Origin of the sequence: Streptomyces mauvecolor (assembly GCF_039532965.1) — a bacterium.
GTDB classification, from domain to species: Bacteria; Actinomycetota; Actinomycetes; order Streptomycetales; family Streptomycetaceae; genus Streptomyces; species Streptomyces violascens.
Map to the genome: position 1 here is coordinate 303,591 of NZ_BAAASQ010000012.1, position 18,622 is coordinate 322,212.

Annotated in this window: 17 protein-coding genes and 4 tRNA genes; 15 read left to right on the forward strand and 6 right to left on the reverse strand. The window is 72.8% G+C overall.

Going from position 1 to position 18,622, the window contains the following annotated elements; translation table 11 throughout:
* Positions 1–2: 2 nt before the first annotated feature.
* On the reverse strand, positions 3–362 hold the full coding sequence (locus ABD346_RS18230) for a hypothetical protein (RefSeq protein ID WP_344375995.1): 360 nt from the start codon (positions 360–362) through the stop codon (positions 3–5).
* 71 nt (positions 363–433) lie between these two features.
* Between ABD346_RS18230 and ABD346_RS18235 the strand changes: the two genes are divergently transcribed.
* The 9 genes from ABD346_RS18235 (at position 434) to ABD346_RS18275 (ending at position 12,350) form a co-directional block, all read left to right on the forward strand.
* Positions 434–1,081, forward strand: coding sequence for an HAD-IA family hydrolase (locus ABD346_RS18235; RefSeq protein ID WP_344375997.1), 648 nt, complete (start codon positions 434–436; stop codon positions 1,079–1,081).
* Positions 1,082–1,431: 350 nt separating this feature from the next.
* Positions 1,432–2,529, forward strand: a complete 1,098-nt coding sequence (locus tag ABD346_RS18240; protein ID WP_344375999.1) for a methionine ABC transporter ATP-binding protein — start codon at positions 1,432–1,434, stop codon at positions 2,527–2,529.
* Complete coding sequence (locus ABD346_RS18245; RefSeq protein ID WP_344376002.1) at positions 2,526–3,194, forward strand: methionine ABC transporter permease; 669 nt, start codon at positions 2,526–2,528, stop codon at positions 3,192–3,194. Before ABD346_RS18240 ends, ABD346_RS18245 begins: the two co-directional genes overlap by 4 nt.
* Positions 3,195–3,262: 68 nt before the next feature.
* A complete protein-coding gene (locus tag ABD346_RS18250) occupies positions 3,263–4,114 on the forward strand; it encodes a MetQ/NlpA family ABC transporter substrate-binding protein (protein WP_344376004.1) in 852 nt (283 codons plus the stop codon).
* 185 nt (positions 4,115–4,299) lie between these two features.
* On the forward strand, positions 4,300–4,956 hold the full coding sequence (locus ABD346_RS18255) for a GNAT family N-acetyltransferase (protein WP_189962166.1): 657 nt from the start codon (positions 4,300–4,302) through the stop codon (positions 4,954–4,956).
* Positions 4,957–5,058: 102 nt separating this feature from the next.
* On the forward strand, positions 5,059–6,273 hold the full coding sequence (gene cbiE / locus ABD346_RS18260; protein ID WP_344376005.1) for a precorrin-6y C5,15-methyltransferase (decarboxylating) subunit CbiE: 1,215 nt from the start codon (positions 5,059–5,061) through the stop codon (positions 6,271–6,273).
* Positions 6,274–6,612: 339 nt separating this feature from the next.
* The gene (gene cobT, locus ABD346_RS18265; RefSeq protein ID WP_344376007.1) at positions 6,613–10,032 is read left to right on the forward strand and encodes a nicotinate-nucleotide--dimethylbenzimidazole phosphoribosyltransferase; all 3,420 of its coding nucleotides are present in this window, start codon (positions 6,613–6,615) and stop codon (positions 10,030–10,032) included.
* A 167-nt stretch (positions 10,033–10,199) separates the two neighbouring features.
* Entirely contained in the window at positions 10,200–11,420 is a 1,221-nt protein-coding gene (gene cobA, locus ABD346_RS18270) for a uroporphyrinogen-III C-methyltransferase (RefSeq protein WP_344376009.1), read from the forward strand.
* Between the two features lie 111 nt (positions 11,421–11,531).
* Complete coding sequence (locus ABD346_RS18275; RefSeq protein WP_189962170.1) at positions 11,532–12,350, forward strand: TrmH family RNA methyltransferase; 819 nt, start codon at positions 11,532–11,534, stop codon at positions 12,348–12,350.
* Between the two features lie 141 nt (positions 12,351–12,491).
* Here ABD346_RS18275 and ABD346_RS18280 read toward each other — a convergent pair whose 3' ends face one another.
* Positions 12,492–13,685, reverse strand: coding sequence for a serine/threonine-protein kinase (locus tag ABD346_RS18280; RefSeq protein ID WP_344376272.1), 1,194 nt, complete (start codon positions 13,683–13,685; stop codon positions 12,492–12,494).
* A 200-nt stretch (positions 13,686–13,885) separates the two neighbouring features.
* Here ABD346_RS18280 and ABD346_RS18285 point away from each other — a divergent pair, with 200 nt between their 5' ends.
* The 4 genes from ABD346_RS18285 to ABD346_RS18300 all read left to right on the forward strand — a co-directional run bounded on the left by ABD346_RS18285 (position 13,886) and on the right by ABD346_RS18300 (position 16,104).
* A complete protein-coding gene (locus ABD346_RS18285; RefSeq protein WP_114037990.1) occupies positions 13,886–14,164 on the forward strand; it encodes a hypothetical protein in 279 nt (92 codons plus the stop codon).
* 199 nt (positions 14,165–14,363) lie between these two features.
* Positions 14,364–14,573 (forward strand): hypothetical protein, encoded by a 210-nt coding sequence (locus ABD346_RS18290; protein ID WP_344376013.1) that lies wholly within the window; start codon positions 14,364–14,366, stop codon positions 14,571–14,573.
* A gap of 205 nt (positions 14,574–14,778) precedes the next feature.
* Entirely contained in the window at positions 14,779–15,729 is a 951-nt protein-coding gene (locus tag ABD346_RS18295; protein WP_344376015.1) for a phosphotransferase family protein, read from the forward strand.
* A gap of 45 nt (positions 15,730–15,774) precedes the next feature.
* Entirely contained in the window at positions 15,775–16,104 is a 330-nt protein-coding gene (locus ABD346_RS18300; protein WP_344376017.1) for a TFIIB-type zinc ribbon-containing protein, read from the forward strand.
* Positions 16,105–16,165: 61 nt separating this feature from the next.
* Here ABD346_RS18300 and ABD346_RS18305 read toward each other — a convergent pair.
* From ABD346_RS18305 to ABD346_RS18320, 4 genes are all read right to left on the reverse strand, one after another.
* Positions 16,166–16,240, reverse strand: a tRNA-Val gene (locus tag ABD346_RS18305).
* Between the two features lie 45 nt (positions 16,241–16,285).
* A tRNA-Val gene (locus tag ABD346_RS18310) sits at positions 16,286–16,357 on the reverse strand.
* Between the two features lies 1 nt (position 16,358).
* Positions 16,359–16,432 (reverse strand) — tRNA-Cys (locus ABD346_RS18315).
* Between the two features lie 39 nt (positions 16,433–16,471).
* A tRNA-Gly gene (locus ABD346_RS18320) sits at positions 16,472–16,544 on the reverse strand.
* Positions 16,545–16,735: 191 nt separating this feature from the next.
* Here ABD346_RS18320 and ABD346_RS18325 point away from each other — a divergent pair.
* Together ABD346_RS18325 and ABD346_RS18330 are read left to right on the forward strand one after the other, a co-directional pair.
* The gene (locus ABD346_RS18325; protein ID WP_344376018.1) at positions 16,736–17,791 is read left to right on the forward strand and encodes a chorismate-binding protein; all 1,056 of its coding nucleotides are present in this window, start codon (positions 16,736–16,738) and stop codon (positions 17,789–17,791) included.
* A complete protein-coding gene (locus ABD346_RS18330; RefSeq protein WP_344376020.1) occupies positions 17,792–18,613 on the forward strand; it encodes an aminotransferase class IV in 822 nt (273 codons plus the stop codon). It abuts the gene before it with no gap.
* Positions 18,614–18,622: the final 9 nt, after the last annotated feature.

The window sequence follows — 18,622 nt, forward strand, 5'->3', positions numbered from 1 at the left end:
GGTCAGCCTCCCCAGATGTCGTAGAGACGCACTTCGAGCACCGCGAGGACCACCGCGCCGGCCGAGACCGTCACCGAGCCCCACTTGGTCCGCTCGGAGAGCGAGAGGAACCCGGCGGCCGGTACGGCCGCGAACGCGCCCGCCAGATAGGCGAGGAAGATCGCGACGCCCTGCTCGGGCTTCTCGCCGCGTCCGAGCTGCACAAGGCCGACCACCAGCTGCGCAAGGGCGAGGACGGTGACCACGGCCATGCCGATGAAGTGCCAGTCCTTGGTGGGCTGGTCCCGGTATGCGGCGAATCCGCACCAGGCTGCGAGGGCGAGGGCCGCGGCGGCGACCGCGACCGTCAGGGCGTCGAGCATGGGGTCGAGGGTATTACGGGCCGAAAGGCCCGATGCGCTCACCCCCACCCCCACCCGTAGGGTCGGGAGACATGAAGATCCATGCCGAAGCCCTCCTGTTCGACAACGACGGAACGCTCGTCTCCTCCATGGCGTCCGTCACCCGCTGCTGGACGAGATGGGCCCAGGAGTACGGGATCACCGCCGAGGACTTCGCGCGCGTGGAGCTGCACGGCCGCCCCGCCGTCGAGATCGTGGCCGACCTGCTGCCCGCCGACGTCGTACCCGAGGCGCTCGCCCGCATCGAGCAGTTGGAGGTCGAGGACGTCGCCGGGGGAGTGGTGCTGCTGCCCGGCACCGCCGCACTGCTCGCCTCGCTTCCCGCGGACCGCTGGGCCGTGGTCACCTCGGCCACCCGCAGGCTGGGCGAGGCCCGGCTCGCGGAGGCCGGCATCCGGCCCAAGAACCTGATATCCGCCGACGACATCACCCGGGGCAAGCCCGACCCCGAGCCGTTCCTGCTCGCGGCGGCCCGGCTCGGCGTGGATCCGGCGCGCTGTGTGGTGTTCGAGGACGCCCCGGCGGGGCTCGCGGCCGGCCGGGCGGCGGGCATGACGACCGTGGCCTTGACCACAACGCACCGGGCCGAGGAGCTCGTCGCCGACGTGGTCGTGCAGGATCTCTCGGCGGTGTCCGCGCAGGCCACGGCCGGTGGCGTGGAGATCGTCGCGGCGGAGTGAGCCCGTCCGTATGGCAGTCCAGGGATGTCCGGTATTCGGACATCCCTGATCTGTTTCTGATCGCTTCTGCTTTACTTGCCCACATGACCACGACGAGCAGCCGCACCCTTGCGACCGAGGCGAAGATGACGCCCGGTGCTCGTTGTATGTGTCGAATGTGCGCCTTCTGAGGGCCCCCGCCTGAGCCTCGCGCCCCGAAGCGAGACCGCCCCCAATGGTCTTAATGACCAGGGAGGGACCCCCTGGCCGCGTCCGAATCCGTGTCACGACCCACGCATTCGGCCTGCCCCGCGCGCACCGCGCCCCCGGTATCCACCGATGAGGCCGAGCCGCGCCCCGACGTTTGCCCCGTGCCCGGCACACCCCGCGCCGTGCACTCGACAGTGACGGAACTCCCTGTGATCACCACAACGGGCCTGACCAAGGTCTACCAGTCGCGCGGACGAGATATCACCGCGCTCGACGGCGTCGACCTGCACGTCCGCGAGGGCGAGGTGTACGGCGTCATCGGCCAGAGCGGCGCCGGCAAGTCCTCCCTCATCCGCTGCGTCAACCTCCTCGAGCGCCCCACGGCCGGCACGGTGACCGTCGACGGCGTCGACCTCACCGCGCTCGCCGGGCGCGGCCGCCGGGCCGGCAAGGACCTGCGCCGGGCCCGCTCCCGCATCGGCATGGTCTTCCAGCACTTCAACCTGCTGTCCTCGCGCACCGTCCAGGACAACGTCGAGCTGCCCCTGGAGATCCTCGGCGTCTCCGGCCAGGAGCGCTCCCGCAAGGCTCTCGAACTGCTCGACCTGGTCGGCCTCGCCGACAAGGCCAAGGCCTACCCCGCCCAGCTCTCCGGCGGCCAGAAGCAGCGCGTCGGCATCGCCCGCGCCCTGGCCGGCGACCCCAAGGTGCTGCTCTCCGACGAGGCCACCAGCGCGCTCGACCCGGAGACCACGCGCTCCATCCTCCAGCTGCTGCGCGACCTCAACCAGCAGCTCGGCCTCACCGTCCTGCTCATCACGCACGAGATGGACGTCGTCAAGACGATCTGCGACTCGGCCGCGCTGATGAAGAAGGGACGCATCGTCGAGTCCGGCACCGTCAGCGAACTGCTCGCCACGCCCGGCTCCGAGCTCGCCGCCGAACTGTTCCCGGTGACCGGCGAGGCCACCGGCCCCGAGCGCACCGTCATCGACGTCACCTTCCACGGCGAGGCCGCCACCCAGCCGGTCATCTCCCAGTTGGCACGGACCTACAACATCGACATCTCGATCCTGGGCGCCGCGATGGACACCGTCGCCGGCAAGCAGATCGGCCGGATGCGGATCGAACTGCCCGGCGGATACGAGGAGAACGTCGTCCCGGTCGGCTTCCTGCGCGAGCAGGGCCTCCAGGTGGACGTGGTGGACGACGTGGACGACAGCCAGGTGCTCGACCTGGTCGAGGAAGGTGCCAAGTGAGCTGGTCGGAAATGCAGCCGCTGTTGTCGCAGGGAACGTACGACAGCTTCTACATGGTGCTGTGGGCGACCGTCGTCACCATCGGGCTCGGGCTGCCGCTCGGTGTGCTGCTCGTCCTCACCGACAAGGGCGGGCTGCTGCAGAACCGCCCGGTGAACAAGGTCATCGGCGTGATCGTGAACATCGGCCGCTCGCTGCCCTTCATCATCCTGCTGATCGCCCTGATCCCCTTCACCACCTGGGCCGTCGGCACCTTCATCGGCCCCAGCGCCATGATCGTGCCGCTCTCCATCGGCGCCATCCCGTTCTTCGCACGGCTGGTCGAGACCTCCGTCCGCGAGGTCGACCACGGGCTCGTCGAGGCCGTCCAGTCCATGGGCGGCGGCATCCCCACCATCGTGTGGAAGGTGCTGCTCCCGCAGGCGCTGCCCTCCCTCGTCTCCGCGATCACCACCACCGTGATCACCCTGGTCAGCTACTCCGCGCTGGCCGGCGCGGTCGGCGGCGGCGGCCTCGGCTCGGTCGCCATCACCTACGGCTACCAGCGCTTCGAGACCAACTTCATGCTCATCACGGTGGCCGTCCTGATCGTCATCGTCACCGTGATCCAGCTGCTCGGCGACGGCGTCGTGCGCCTGCTCGCCCGCCGCGGCCGGACCTCCTGAACTTCTCTCCCAGGGCCCGAACTCCTTGTCCGGGCGTCACACCGCACCACCAGAAAGAGGCACTTTTCGTGCGTAAGAACACCAAGATCACCGCTGCCGCCCTCGCCACCGCCGCGCTCGCCGTCGGCCTCACCGCCTGCGGCTCCTCCTCCGACCCGAAGCCGGCCGGAGCCAAGGCCGACGAGTCCAAGGCGCTGGTCGTCGCCGCGTCCCCGACGCCGCACGCCGACATCCTCAAGTTCGTCAAGGACAACCTGGCGGCCAAGGCCGGACTCAAGCTGGAGGTGAAGGAGTTCACGGACTACGTCCTGCCCAACACCGCCACCGAGCAGGGCCAGGTCGACGCCAACTTCTTCCAGCACAAGCCCTACCTGGACGACTTCAACAAGAAGAACGGCACGCACATCGTGCCCGTCGTCAACGTGGAGCTGGAGCCGCTCGGCCTCTACTCCCACAAGGTCAAGTCGCTGAAGGACATTGCCTCCGGCCAGACGGTCGCCGTCCCCAACGACACCACCAACGAGGGCCGCGCCCTCCAGCTCCTCGCCTCCAACGGCCTGATCACGCTCAAGGACGGCGTGGGCTCCGGCGCCAAGCTCTCCGACATCAAGGACAGCAAGGGCCTGAAGTTCAAGGAGCTGGAGGCGGCCACGCTGCCCCGCGCCCTCGACCAGGTCGACGCCGCGGTCATCAACGGCAACTACGCCATCGAGGCCGACCTCAAGCCCGCCAAGGACGCCCTCGCCCTGGAGAAGGCGGACGGCAACCCCTACGCCAACTTCCTCGCCGTCAAGCAGGGCAACGAGAACGACCCGCGCATCCAGAAGCTCGCCAAGCTCCTGAACTCCGACGAGGTCAAGAAGTTCATCAACGACAAGTACGCGGGCTCCGTCATCCCCGCGTTCGGTCCCGCCAAGTAGCCTTACTGGCACGGCAGTACGAAGGTCCCGGACACTCCGTCAGGTGTCCGGGACCTTCGTCGCAAACGCCCACCCGGCCATGCACGCCGACGGCCCGATGCTGCATGCTGTGCCTTTACGGTCCTTATAGGTTGACGGGCCACGAAGGTTCCAGGGCCTTCGCGGCCCCCACGGCGGTCCACGGCATGGAGCGGCACATGACTACCCCCTTTCCGGTGTTCCCGGACATCTCCATCAGCACGGACCGCCTGGTGCTGCGCCCCTTCGAGGATGCCGACGGGCCCGCGCTCATCGAGATGATGAACGACGAGCAGGTCGTCGCCTGGACCGCTGTGCCCCACCCCTACACCGCCCGCGACGCCGAGGACTGGGTCCGCCACCTCGCCCCGCGCGAACGCACCGAGGGCCGAGGAATCGTTCTGGCGGTCACCGAATTCCTCACCCAGCGCCTCGTCGGCATCGTCCACCTCCAGAACACCAACTGGCGCACCCTGGCCACCGAGGTCGGCTACGTCGTGGCGCCCTGGGCGCGCGGTGAGGGCTACGCCACCGAGGCCGTGCTCGCCGCCGCCCAATGGCTGTTCAGGGACCAGCGGTTCGAGCGCCTCGAACTGCGCACCGCCGCCGACAACACCGCCTCCCAGCAGGTCGCCCAGAAGATCGGCTGCATCAGCGAGGGCGTGCTGCGCAACGCCTGGATAGCGCGGACCCAGACGGAGGACGGCGGCTGGGCGGACATCCGCACCGACCTCATCGTGTGGAGCCTGCTCCCCGAGGACCTCGACGGCGTCGCCGACCAGCTCGCGGACGCCGGATACGCCTCCTTCACCGACTGGAACTGATCCGCGGCCACCGGCCGCACCGGAATTCCGGGGCTACCCTCACTGGTACCGGCATCTGCGCCGGACCGCCCCGAGCTGCGACAACACTGGAGACTGACGAAGATGGCCGACCGCGTCACGGTGATCGGCTGGGACGGCTCGCCCCTCACCCCCGCGGCCACCTCCGCGCTCTCCGCGGCCACCCTGGTGGCCGGCGCCGCCCACCACCTCGCACTCCCCGAAGTACCGGCCGGCGCCGAGCGCATCCGGCTCGGCAGCGTGAGCCTGGCCGCCCGCCGCATCGCCGGACACCGCGGCAGCGCGGTCGTCCTCGCCGACGGCGACCCCGGCTTCTTCGGCGTCGTCCGCACCCTCAGGGCCCCCGAGCACGGCCTGGAGGTCGAGGTCGTGCCCGCCGTCTCCGCCGTCGCGGCCGCCTTCGCGCAGGCCGGGATGCCCTGGGACGACGCCCAGGTCGTCGTCGCCCACCCCCGCACCCTGCGCCGCGCCGTCAACGTCTGCCGCGCCCACCCCAAGGTCGCCGTCCTCACCTCGCCCGGCGCCGGACCCGCCGAACTCGCGCTGCTCCTCGACGGCATCCACCGCACCTTCGTCATCTGCGAGGAACTCGGCAGCGACCGCGAGCAGGTCACCGTCCTCACCTCCGAGAGCGCCGCCGACCACGCCTGGCGCGACCCCAACGTCGTCATCGTCCTCGGCGGCGGCCCCGCGAGCGAGGGCGACGGCTGGCTCGCCGGGCCGCCCCCCGGCTACCCGTCCGCGCCGCGCGGCTGGGCGCTGCCCGCCCGGGAGTACGGCGCGGGACTCGGCCCCGGCGAGTCCACCGAACTGCGCGCCGCCCAACTCGCCCGGCTCGGCCCGCGCATCGGCGACCTCGTCTGGGACATCGGCTGCGGCAGCGGCGCCCTCTCCGCGGAGGCGGCCCGGTTCGGTGCCGCCGTCATCGCCGTCGATACCGACCCGGACGCCTGCTCGCGCACCGAAGCCACCGCCCGCCGCTTCGGGGTCCAGGTCCAGGTCGTCCGCGGCCGGGCCCCGCACGTCCTGGAGTCGCTGCCCGAACCCGACGTCGTACGCGTCGGAGGCGGCGGCGCGGGCGTCGTCGAGGCATGCGCCGATCGCAGGCCGGAGCGCATCGTGGCGCACGCGGCCACCCGGGACGAGGCGGAGGCTGTGGGCGCCGCGTTGAGCGCCGGCGGTTACGAGGTCGAGTGCGCGCTCATCCAATCGGTCGACCTCGACACGAGCGCCTGGTCGGAGCGCGAACGCTCGGTCGCCTTCCTGCTCTCCGGAAGGCGGAAAGAGAGATCCCTGTGACCCCTCCGGCGCGTCGCTGGGGGTAGGCTGGCCGATCGTTGTACCGCTCCCGGCCGTTCGGGTTCCGCTTGCCAAGGGCCGGAAAAGGGGACCATTTTGGGATCCGATCGCGGTACGGCACATCCGGGGGATGCGCAACGTGGCGCAGCCCACACGGTCCGTGGCCGAGACTGACCGCCACGGCCGCGAAGGCCCGCGACAATGCATGGTGTCGTTGATGCCTGCGGGCCGTTCGCAACCGCGCGGCGCACACGTTCTGAGCGACGGTGCCTCACGCGTCCAGCGTGTGCGGCCCCGGGCGCAGGCCGAAGGAGCACTACAGATGGGCGAGGGGTACGCATGACTGACACCGGCCAGGTCCCGGGCGAGGGACTGCCGGAGAACGCAGGCATGGTGGAACAGCCGGGCGTCCCCGCTCCCGGCGCCTACACCTTCCTCGACCCCTCCGAGAACGGTGCGGACGACGACGATCTGCTGCTGATGCCGGGCGCCCAGGGCGCCTGGATCGACCCGCAGTCGGCGCCCGCCCCCGCTCCCGTCGCGGCCCAGGCGCCGCCCTCGCCCGGCCAGCCCGAGCCCGGCGCGCACGAGACCGGCGGCCGCGACTCCGGCTCCGTCGACCTCGGCGCCGTACGCGCCGCGGCCGCGCCCCCGCCGCCCCGCCGCCCGCTCCACCTCGGCCCGCAGGTGCCGGACGCCTCCGCCGGAGTCGTGCGCTCCCTCGCCGACCGCGGCCCGGCCGGCGCCCCCGTGAACCCGGTGCCGGTGCGCACTCAGGGTCCGCCGACCGCCGGGCCCGAGTACCTGGACGTCCCGCGCGAGGAGCCCGTGGCGCAGGTCGCGGGACCGCAGCACGGGGAGTTCCCGCCGCAGTCCGGTATGGCATGGACGCCTCAGCAGCGAACGGCGCCCCACGAGTCACTCAACACACCGATGCCCCCTGCAGAAACGGTCGTCCCGGAATCGGTCGCCCCGGAGGAGTTCGCGGTCCAGGCGTCGGTTCCGGCCGTTCAGCCGCAGGCCGCCGAGCACGCGGCCCAGCCCGTGGCACAGCCGGTCGCGCAGCCCGCCCTGCTCGTGGACCAGCTCGTCGCCCAGCAGGCCGTTCCGCAGGCGGCCCAGCAGGCACAGCAGCAGCCCGGACTGCCGCAGCCGGTGGGCCAGTTCGTGCCCGTCGAGGGCTCGGTCCCGACCGGCCCCCACCTCGCGCCCGCGCCGGCCCAGCCCGTACAGGAAGCATCCGTTCCGCAGGCGCCCCGCGCGCAGGAGGCGCCGGAGCCCGTCGCCCCGGCCACGCAGCCCGTCGCCCCGGTCGCCGCCCAGCCGGAGCCGGCCGCGCCCGCCGAGCCCGCTGCCCCGATCGCCGTCGAGCCCATGGCCGCCGCGGCCCCGGCACCCGAGCCGGTGGTCTCGGAGCAGGCCCCGGCCGCGCCGGCCGCGGCCGAACCGATCGCCGTCGAGCCCGTGGCGGCCGAGCCCATCGTGGCCGAGCCCGCTCCCGCCGAGCCGGTGGCCGTGGCCGAGCCGGCCGCCGAGGCCCCGCAGCCGGTCGCCGAGATCCCGCAGCCCGTTGCCGAGGCCCCGCAGCCCGTCGCCGCCGAGCCCGCCGTTCCCGCTCCGGCCGCCGCGCCCGAGGCCCAGCCGGCCGTCGTGGCGCAGGGCCAGGCGACCACGCACGTCGCCGTCCCCGTGCCGCGGGCCGCTCCCGAGGAGCAGGCGATGACCGTGCCCGAGCCCGCCGCCGAGGCACCGGCGGCCGTCGCCGCCGAGCCGGTCCAGGCACCCGAGCCCGTGCCCGTACCGCAGCAGGAGCAGCCCCCGGCGGCCGAACCGGCCGAGGAAGCGGCCGTGACGGCTGCCCCGGCCGAGGCTCCCGAAGCCGCCGCCGAAGAGCCGCTCGAAGTGATCAGCGCGCCGCAGCCCGCCGCCGTGCCGGAAGCCGTCGAGGAGCCGGAAGCCGCCGCCGGGCCGGAGGCGCCCGCCGGGACCGAGGAGCTGGCCGAGGTCCCCGAGGACCCGGAGCAGGCGCCCGCCGCCCCCGGCTACGACGATGCCGAGCGCGAGGCCGTGCTCCGCGTCATGCGCGAGCGCCGCGACATCCGCAACGGCTTCCGCGGCGACCCGATCCCGCACGAGGTGCTGCTCCGCGTCCTGGAGGCGGCCCACACCGCGCCCTCCGTCGGCCACTCGCAGCCCTGGGACTTCGTGGTCATCCGGTCCGCCGAGACCCGCCGCACCATGCACGAACTCGCCCAGCGCCAGCGCGAGGCGTACGCCAAGTCGCTGCCCAAGGGCCGGGCCAAGCAGTTCAAGGAACTGAAGATCGAGGCCATCCTCGAAACCCCGGTGAACATCGTGGTCACCGCGGACCCGACCCGCGGCGGCCGCCACACCCTCGGCCGCTACACGCAGCCGCAGATGGCCCCGTACTCCTCGGCGCTCGCCGTCGAGAACCTGTGGCTCGCCGCACGCGCCGAAGGCCTCGGCGTCGGCTGGGTCTCCTTCTTCGACGAGCGCGAGATGGTCCGCGCCCTGGGCCTGCCCGAGCACCTCGAAGTCGTCGCCTACCTCTGTGTCGGCTACGTCGACGAGTTCCCGGAGGAGCCCGAGCTGATGCAGGCGGGCTGGTCCAAGCGCCGCCCGCTCTCCTGGGTCGTCCACGAGGAGACGTACGGCCGCCGCGCGCTGCCCGGCGAGGACCCGCACGACCTCCTGGAGGAGACCGTCTCCAACATCCGCCCGCTCGACGCCAAGGCGCTCGGCGAGGCCTGGGAGCGCCAGAAGCGGATGACCAAGCCCGCGGGCGCGCTCGGCATGCTGGAGATCATCTCCGCGCAGCTGGCCGGCCTCTCGCGCAAGTGCCCGCCGCCGATCCCGGAGCCGGCCGCCGTCGCGATCTTCGCCGGCGACCACGGCGTGCACGCCCAGGGCGTCACCCCCTGGCCCCAGGAAGTCACCGGCCAGATGGTCGCCAACTTCCTCGGCGGCGGCGCGGTCTGCAACGCCTTCGCCAACCAGGTCGGCGCCGAGGTCTGCGTCATCGACGTGGGCGTCGCCTCCGAACTCCCCGCCACGCCAGGCCTGTTGCCCCGCAAGGTCCGCGCCGGCACCGCCGACATGACGGCAGGCCCCGCGATGACCCGCGAGGAGGCGGTCGCCGCCATCGAGGTCGGCATCGAGACAGCCCGCGACCTGGTGGCCGCCGGCAACAAGGCGCTCCTGACGGGCGAGATGGGCATCGCCAACACCACCGTGTCGGCCGCCCTGATCTCCCTCTACACGGGCGTCGACCCGGCCGAGGTCACCGGCCGCGGCACCGGCATCAACGACGAGACGCACGCCCGCAAGGTCGACGTCGTACGCCGCGCCCTCGAACTGCACCAGCCGGACCCGGCCGACCCCATCGGCGTCCTCGCCGCGGTCGGCGGCCTGGAGCACGCGGCCCTGGTGGGCTTCCTGCTCGGCGGCGCCTCGCTGCGCACCCCGGTGATCCTGGACGGCGTCAGCACCGGAGCCGCCGCCCTGGTCGCCCGGGCGATCGCCCCCGAGGTGCTCTCCGCGTGCATCGCGGGCCACCGCAGCGCCGAGCCCGGCCACGTGGCCGCCCTCAACAAGCTGGGCCTGCGCCCCCTGGTCGACCTGGACCTCCGCCTCGGCGAGGGCACCGGCGCGCTGCTCGCTCTGCCGGTGGTGCAGAGCGCGGCCCGCGCGATGCACGAGGTCGCGACGTTCGACTCGGCGGGCGTCACCGAGAAGTAGCCCGTACGCACGAGCGGGGGCCGGGGTCACTGACCCCGGCCCCCGCTCGTGCCACACCACCCGCCCGCCCCTTAGGCTGTCCGCGGGACCGCGAACCCCCTCCCACCAGCCGCTTCACCGCAGCAGCGGCACACCGCACGTCACTCCGCCCGAGGAGCACCGCCGCCATGGTCGAACACCCCGCGTACCCCGTAGGCCTCCGCCTCACCGGCCGCCGCGTCGTCGTCGTCGGCGGCGGCCAGGTCGCCCAGCGCCGCCTGCCCGCCCTCATCGCCGCCGGGGCCGACGTCACCCTGATCTCCCCGAGCGCCACCCCCTCCGTCGAGGCCATGGCGGACGCGGGCGAGATCCGCTGGGAGCGGCGCCGCTTCCAGGACGGCGACCTGGCGGATGCCTGGTACGCGCTGGTCGCGACCGCCGACACCGAGGCCAACGAGCGGATCTCCGTCGAGGCCGAGCGCTCCCGGGTCTGGTGCGTACGCTCCGACGACGCCGGCGCCGCCACCGCCTGGACCCCGGCCACCGGCCGCTCCGAGGGCGTCACGGTCGCCGTCCTCACCACCGACACCCCGGACCCGCGCCGCTCCGCCGCGATCCGGGACGCCGTCGTCGAGGGCCTGCGCGACGGCACGCTCGTCGCCCCCCAGCAGCGCACCCGCACCCCCGGCGTCGCGCTGGTCGGCGGCGGCCCCGGCGACCCGGATCTGATCACCGTGCGCGGCCGCAGGCTGCTCGCCGAGGCGGACGTGGTCATCGCCGACCGGCTCGGCCCCCGCGACCTCCTCGACGAGCTCCCGCCGCACGTCGAGGTGATCGACGCCGCGAAGATCCCGTACGGCCGCTTCATGGCTCAGGAGGCCATCAACAACGCGCTGATCGAGCACGCCAAGGCCGGCAAGGCCGTCGTGCGGCTCAAGGGCGGCGACCCGTACGTCTTCGGGCGCGGCATGGAGGAGCTCCAGGCGCTCGCCGAGGCCGGCATCACCTGCACGGTGGTGCCCGGCATCTCCAGCTCCATCTCGGTGCCCGGCGCGGCCGGGATCCCGGTCACGCACCGGGGCGTGGCGCACGAGTTCACCGTGGTCAGCGGCCATGTGGCGCCCGACGACCCGCGCTCGCTCGTCGACTGGAAGTCCCTGGCTCAGCTGCGCGGCACCCTGGTGATCCTGATGGGCGTCGACAAGATCGGCGCGATCGCGCAGGCGCTCGTCACGCACGGCAAGAACCCCGACACCCCGGTCGCCCTCGTCCAGGAAGGCACCACCGCGGCCCAGCGCCGCGTGGACGCCACGCTGGGAAGCGTCGGCGAGGTGGCCAGGGCCGAGGACGTGAAGCCCCCCGCCGTGATCGTCATCGGCGACGTGGTGACGGTGAACTCCCGCGCATGACCACAGGCCCGTATCCGGCGCCAGAATCTTCACCCCTCCGCCCGTAACCACCGGTAACGGATCTCCGTCCCAGCCGTTGGCACCTCACCCAGGACAAGGCAGTATCACCCTGTGGCCGATCTCATCACCGTCGAAGACCCCGACGACCCCCGCCTGCGCGACTACACGGGCCTGACCGACGTGGAACTGCGGCGCCGCCGCGAGCCCGCCGAAGGCCTCTTCATCGCCGAGGGCGAGAAGGTCATCAGACGGGCCAAGGACGCCGGTTACGAGATGCGCTCGATGCTGCTCTCGGCCAAGTGGGTGGACGTCATGAGGGACGTCATCGACGAGCTTCCGGCGCCCGTGTACGCGGTCAGCCCGGACCTCGCCGAACGGGTCACCGGCTACCACGTGCACCGCGGGGCGCTCGCCTCGATGCAGCGCAAGCCGCTGCCGTCCGCCGATGAACTCCTCACCACCGCCCGCCGGGTGGTGGTCATGGAGGCGGTCAACGACCACACCAACATCGGCGCGATCTTCCGCAGCGCCGCCGCCCTCGGCATGGACGCGGTCCTGCTCTCGCCGGACTGCGCGGACCCGCTGTACCGGCGCTCGGTGAAGGTGTCGATGGGCGCGGTCTTCTCGGTCCCGTACGCCCGCCTGGAGTCGTGGCCCAAGGGCCTGGAATCGGTCCGCGAGGCAGGCTACCGGCTGCTGGCCCTGACCCCCGACGAAAAGGCCTCCAACATCGAGGACGCCGCCCCGCACAAGCTCGACAAGGTGGCTTTGATGCTGGGCGCCGAGGGCGACGGCCTCTCGACCCAGGCCCTGGTGGCCGCGGACGAGTGGGTACGCATCCCGATGGCCCACGGAGTCGACTCCCTGAACGTGGGCGCGGCAGCGGCGGTGGCGTTCTACGCGGTGGCCACGGGACGGCCGACGGCCTGAGCACTCCCCGGGGGCGCGGGGCAGCGACATGGTGCGGCTCCGCCGTCCGGGGGCACCCAGCAGGACCCCTGGGGGCGCGGGGAACCGCGCGACCAGCCATGGCGGCCCGCAGTCGAAACGCAGCCCTCCCCGCAGGCACCCTCAGAACTGCTTAACCGCGGCAATCCCCAGCAGCACGATCAACGTGACCAGGACAAACACAGTGAGCCGCTGCCGCAGCAGCCGGGGGTTGGCGGGCCGCAGCCCGCCGGAGGTGCGGGGCCCGGGCCGAGTGCCCGGCCGCCCCCCGGGACGGGAGGCGGCGTTGCTGCGCGGCCCAGCGGGACGCGAGCCCCCCGTGCGCGGCGCGGAAGCCCCGGTACGCGGCCCGGGCCGAGCCGCGGAGGCTGTACCCCGCCCCGCCTCGGTGTAGCGCTGGGTCCGGTCGTCGAGCCGCCCCGTGGGCCGGTCCAGCTCGACCCGCTCGCGCTGAGCCGGCGGCCGGGCCTCCGGAGCCTGCCCGTGCGGCCCGCCCTGGGCCTCACGCGCGGCGATCTCCTTGAGCCGCATGGAGAGCTGGAGCGTGCTGGGCCGCTCCTCGGGGTCCTTCGCCAGACAGGCCCGGACCAGCGGGGCCAGCGCGTCCGGCACGCCGCGCAGCTGCGCCTCCTCGTGCACCACGCGGTAGAGCATCACCTCGGAACTGCCGTGCCCGAAGGGTGAGTCGCCCATGGCGGCGTACGCCAGCGTGGCGCCGAGCGAGAAGACGTCGGTGGCCGGGGTGACAGCGGCGCCGCGCACCTGCTCGGGGGCGAGGAAGCCGGGGGAGCCGACGGCCGTGCCGACATGGGTCAGCGTCGAGGCGCCGGTGGCCCACGCGATGCCGAAGTCGATGATCCTGGGCCCCTTCGGGGACAGCAGGATGTTGGACGGCTTGAGGTCCCGGTGGACGACGCCGGCCTCGTGCACCGCGACGAGCCCCTCGGACAGCGCGGCCCCGATCGCGGCGGCCTCGGCGGCCGTCAGCGGGCCCTCCTCGGCGACCTTGTCGTGCAGCGAGGGCCCGGGGACGTACTGGGTGGCGAACCAGGGCCGCTCCGCTTCCAGGTCGGCGGCGACGAGCCGGGCCGTGCAGCCGCCGCGGATCCGCCGTGCGGCCGAGACCTCACGGGCGAACCGGGACCTGAACTCCTGGTCCTCGGCCAGGTCGGGCCGGATCACCTTCAGGGCCACCCGCTGCCCGCGCCGGTCGGAGCCCAGGTACACGACCCCCATACCGCCCGCGCCGAGACGCCGGTGGAGCCTGAACGAGCCGACGACACGCGGGTCCTCGCGCCGGAGCCGCATCATCGCCATTTTCATCCCCGCTGCCAGTCCTGTTGACGTGGCACAGCTTACGTACCCGCCGCCCGGTGTGCTCATAGGCCGCGCCCTCGCGACCCGGCCGATTGTCAGTGCCGGGTGGGAAACTTGAAGAGTGGTCAGCACCCCGTGGATCCAGGGCCGCTGACCCGTGCGAGATCTCAACGGTCCGTCGCAGAAGGGGGTTTGGATCTATGAAGGGTGACCGCGTGGAGATAGTGGTGGACGCGGGAGACACGACCCGGACGTACGAAGTGGTGGCAAGCCGGGCGGGGCGCAGGGTCGAGACGGCGGTCCGGCGCGGGGTGGTGGAAGTGAGCGAAGTCACGCGCAGTGGCACGGTCGTGCGCACGGCCCGCTTCATGGCGACGCGGGTGCTCGCCCTGGTGGAGCAACCGGTCCCCAGGGAGGACGCGGGGGAGACGGAGGCCCGCGCGCAGAGCCGACCCCTCCGGGAAGACCCCAAGGCGTAGGGGGTCCGTCTCCACCCAGGGGAGTACTCCCGGGGGTGACGGCTCATCCCCTGGGAGGCCAGCAGATAGGTACGAGGGCATGACGTCCGGCGCCGCGCGGATCCCTACTGTTGAAGACAAGCGGCGGGTGGTGCACTCGTCCCCCGAGGTCAGACACCCGCCGCTGCCAACCACATCAATGAACGAACAGGAGAGGACCATGGCGGACACGGCTGCGCGGACGATCATCCGCACGCAGGGACGCAGGGCGTACAGCGCCGCGTTCGGTGCCCGCCGATCCGGCCCGCGCCACCCCTTGGTGGCGACGGCCATGGTCCTTCCCCTGGCGGCCCTGCTCGCAGTCGTCTTCGGCGGCTGGGACGCGGTGGTCACACAGGCGTCGTCCGTGGGCGTGATGCTGGGGCGCTGAGCGGCGCCCCGGACCCGGTAGAGCGGACCGGGTCGGGGACATCCGGCCATTACAGCCCCGTGGGGACGGGGGTGCGGCGGACGGCAGTGAAAGGCGTTGCCCGATCGGCTGGGGAGCCGATCGGGCAACGCCTTTTGCGTACCCGGCCACCGCCCCGCCCACTGGTCCGTACCCTCGCCCCAGACGTACGCACCCCGGGGGAGAAGTGACCGCATCCGTCGTCGACGCGCTGGCCGAGGCCGCCCGCCGAGCCCGGCCCTGCCGCGCCTGCGGGGCGGGGCCCGCGCACGACGCCGTCCTGGCGGACCGGCCCGACGCCACCGTCGTACGCCACGGGCCGGTGGTGGCCAAGGCGCACGCCGGGAACACCGACCCGGGGGCCCTGGCGGTCCGCCTCGCCGTAGCCGCGCACCCGCTGCTCGACGGCATCCTTCTGGCCCCCCTGGACCGCGCGGCCCGCGCCGCGCACGGCCGCCCCGTGACGCTCTGGCCGTACGGCAGCCCCGTCGACCCGGACGGAGGGGAGAGGGCCGCGCCCTGGGAGGAGGCGGGCCGGCTGCTCGCGCGGCTGCACCGTATACGACCGGACGCCCTGCCCGGGCCGTTGCCCCCGGCGCGCGGCCCCGCGAAGTCCGCCCGCGCGCTGGACCGGATGCGGGCGGCGGCCGTCGGGCCGGGAGCCGCCCCCGTGCTGCGTGCCTGGGCCCAGCTCCCCGCCTGGGCCCGCGCGGAAGCCCCCGCACCCGGCCCCGCCCGGCTCACTCACGGCGACTTCCACCTCGGCCGGCTCATGCGGCATCCTGACGGCGCGGGCCCCTGGACCCTGATCGACATCGACGACCTCGGACTCGGCGCCCCCGCCTGGGACTTGGCCGGCCCGGCCGCCTGGTTCGCCGCAGGGCTGCTCGCCCCCGGCACCTGGGTCCGCTTCCTCGCCGCGTACCGCGACGAGGGCGGCCCGGCCGTTCCCGCGGCCGGAGATCCCTGGCCCCAACTGGACGTCCCCGCACGGGCGTTGACGGTACAGGCCGCGGCCCAGGCCCTCGCCAAGTGCGCCGGGCGGGGCCGTCCTGCGGACGAGGCGGAGCGCGCGATGCTGGAGAGCTGCACCCGAATCGCCGCAGTCCAGGGCCAGTTGGGCCACTTCCCGACGTAGGCTGCCGAGGCCGGACCGAACCAGCGGCGAGGAGCTGAGCCGACGATGCGGTGTCCCAAGTGCCACGCGCCGATGCACACGTACAACCGCAACGGCGTCCAGATCGAGCAGTGCAGCGGCTGCCGGGGGATATTCCTCGACTACGGGGAGCTGGAGTCGCTGACGCGGCTCGAAGGGCAGTGGGTCCAGCAGGGCCCGCCCCCGCAGCCCTACCCGCAGCAGGGCTACCCCGCCCCCGCCCCGCACGCCCCGTCCTGGGGTGCCCCGCAGCCCCACCACGGCGGGCATCACGGCGGGCACAACGAGTACTACGGCTACGACGACCACGGGCACCGGCGGCACAAGAGCTTCGGGCACATGCTCTTCTCGTCCTGAACCCCACGAAGAGCGGCGGACGACGAAACCCCCGGCCTTCGGGTAGGCCGGGGGTTCCGGATGGTGCGCGATACTGGGATTGAACCAGTGACCTCTTCCGTGTCAGGGAAGCGCTCTCCCGCTGAGCTAATCGCGCGGGACGGTCCCAACCTTACAGGACCGGTTACTTCGTGTTACTGCGTGCGCGATACTGGGATTGAACCAGTGACCTCTTCCGTGTCAGGGAAGCGCTCTCCCGCTGAGCTAATCGCGCTTGGAGGTGGAGACGGGATTTGAACCCGTGTAGACGGCTTTGCAGGCCGTTGCCTCGCCTCTCGGCCACTCCACCAGGAGTGCATATGAGGGTTCGGGAAGATCCCCCACATCGAGCGGACGACGAGATTCGAACTCGCGACCCTCACCTTGGCAAGGTGATGCTCTACCAACTGAGCCACGTCCGCTTGTCGTTTCCGTTTCGCTTGCGCGTCCCGGCGACGTGTTGAACTCTAGCGGATTCCGGGGCCAGTACAAAAACGCGTTTGTGCAGCGTGCTGCGTTGCGCCTGGTCGGGACCCCTGCGCGGGTCCGGGCGAGTGTTCGCTTCCAGGTCACTCAGGGGCACCCCACCTGCCCCGGCCCTAGACTCGCAACCGTGCACGACCTCGCTCCTCTGGCCCGCTTCGGCCACCTCGTCGCCTCGGATCTGCGTGATGTCACCAGCGACCCCGAGGCCCTCGACTCCTCCGGCTTCTGGGCCGTCTCCGCCGACTTCGAGGGCCGCCTCGTGTGCGCCCGCTTCGCGGACGTCCGCACGGAGCCGGTCCCCGAGCCCGTGCCCGGCGCCTGGCGCGGACCCGCCATCGGCGACTGGGCGTCCTCCCTGGACCGCGCCGCCTACACGGCCGGAGTGCGCCGCATCCGTGAGCACATCGCGGCCGGCGAGGTCTACCAGGCCAACCTCTGCCGCGTGCTGACCGCGCCGCTGCCCGACCCGGCGGCGGCCGACGTGGACGCGCTCACGGCACTGCTCGCGCGCGGCAACCCCGCGCCCTATGCAGGAACGATCCGGCTGCCGGCGCACGGGGTCGAGATCGCGACCGCCTCGCCCGAACTGTTCCTGCGGCGTACGGGACGGGTCGTGGAGTCCGGGCCCATCAAGGGGACCGGGCGGACGGCGGCCGACCTGCTGGAGAAGGACCACGCCGAGAACGTGATGATCGTGGACCTGGTCCGCAACGACATGGGACGGGTCTGCGCCACCGGCTCGGTGACCGTGCCCGCGCTGTGCGCCGTCGAGGAGCACCCCGGCCTCGTCCACCTGGTCTCCACCGTGCGCGGCGAGCTGCGCACGGGCGCGGGGTGGCGCGAGCTGCTCGGCGCCACCTTCCCGCCCGGCTCGGTCACCGGGGCGCCCAAGTCGAGCGCGCTGCGGATCATCGAGGCGCTGGAGACCGCGCCCCGCGGCCCCTACTGCGGCGGCATCGGCTGGGTCGACGCCGACCGGGGCACCGCCGAGCTCGCCGTCGGCATACGTACCTTCTGGGTCGACCGGCCGCACGGTGTGCTGCGCTTCGGCACCGGGGCGGGCATCACCTGGGGCTCGGACCCGGAGCGGGAGTGGGAGGAGACCGAGCTGAAGGCCTCGCGTCTCCTGACGGTAGCGTCGGGCGCGTATGCCCACGGCGGGCACAGGGGAAGGACCGCGTAAATGCAGATCTGGGTCAACGGCGCACTGCGGGACGCCGACGCCGCGCAGGTGTCCGTCCTCGACCACGGGCTCACCGTGGGCGACGGCGTCTTCGAGACGGTGAAGGCGACCGCCAAAAGCACCTTCGCGCTCACCCGCCATCTCGACCGGCTCACCCGCTCGGCCCGCGGCCTCGGCCTGCCCGACCCGGACCTCGACGAGGTGCGGCGCGCCTGCGCGGCCGTCCTGGACGCGAACCCCATGGCGCTCGGCCGGCTGCGGATCACCTACACCGGCGGGCTCTCACCGCTCGGCTCCGACCGGGGCGACGCGGGCCCGACCCTGGTCGTCGCGCTCGGCGAGAGCAGGCGCAGGCCCGACACCACCGCCGTGATCACCGTCCCGTGGACCCGCAACGAGCACAGCGCGGTGGCGGGCCTGAAGACCACGTCGTACGCAGAGAACGTCGTCGCGCTCGCCAAGGCGCACGGGGCGGGTGCCTCCGAGGCCCTCTTCGCGAACACCGCGGGGCAGCTCTGCGAGGGCACCGGCTCCAATGTCTTCGTGGTCCTCGACGGGCGCCTGCACACCCCGCCGCTCGCCTCCGGCTGCCTCGGCGGAATCACCCGCGCGCTGACCGTCGAATGGACCGGCGCGTACGAGACCGAGCTCCCGATGGACGTCCTGGAGAGCGCGGAGGAGATCTTCCTGACCTCCACCCTGCGCGACGTCCAGGCCGTACAGCGTGTCGACGGACGGCAGCTGGCCGCCGCGCCCGGTCCGGTCACGGCCAAGGCCATGCGGATCTTCGACGAGCGGGCCGGATCGGATCTGGACCCGTAAAAGCTGATG

Coding starts and splice junctions, on each gene's coding strand:
- ABD346_RS18230 (WP_344375995.1), bottom strand. CDS start 362: ATGCTCGACGCCCTGACGGTCGCGGTCGCCGCCGCGGCCCTCGCCCTC.
- cobT (WP_344376007.1), top strand. CDS start 6,613: ATGACTGACACCGGCCAGGTCCCGGGCGAGGGACTGCCGGAGAACGCA.
- ABD346_RS18300 (WP_344376017.1), top strand. CDS start 15,775: ATGCGGTGTCCCAAGTGCCACGCGCCGATGCACACGTACAACCGCAAC.
- ABD346_RS18285 (WP_114037990.1), top strand. CDS start 13,886: ATGAAGGGTGACCGCGTGGAGATAGTGGTGGACGCGGGAGACACGACC.
- ABD346_RS18235 (WP_344375997.1), top strand. CDS start 434: ATGAAGATCCATGCCGAAGCCCTCCTGTTCGACAACGACGGAACGCTC.
- ABD346_RS18255 (WP_189962166.1), top strand. CDS start 4,300: ATGGAGCGGCACATGACTACCCCCTTTCCGGTGTTCCCGGACATCTCC.
- ABD346_RS18330 (WP_344376020.1), top strand. CDS start 17,792: ATGCAGATCTGGGTCAACGGCGCACTGCGGGACGCCGACGCCGCGCAG.
- cbiE (WP_344376005.1), top strand. CDS start 5,059: ATGGCCGACCGCGTCACGGTGATCGGCTGGGACGGCTCGCCCCTCACC.
- ABD346_RS18280 (WP_344376272.1), bottom strand. CDS start 13,685: ATGGCGATGATGCGGCTCCGGCGCGAGGACCCGCGTGTCGTCGGCTCG.
- ABD346_RS18290 (WP_344376013.1), top strand. CDS start 14,364: ATGGCGGACACGGCTGCGCGGACGATCATCCGCACGCAGGGACGCAGG.
- cobA (WP_344376009.1), top strand. CDS start 10,200: ATGGTCGAACACCCCGCGTACCCCGTAGGCCTCCGCCTCACCGGCCGC.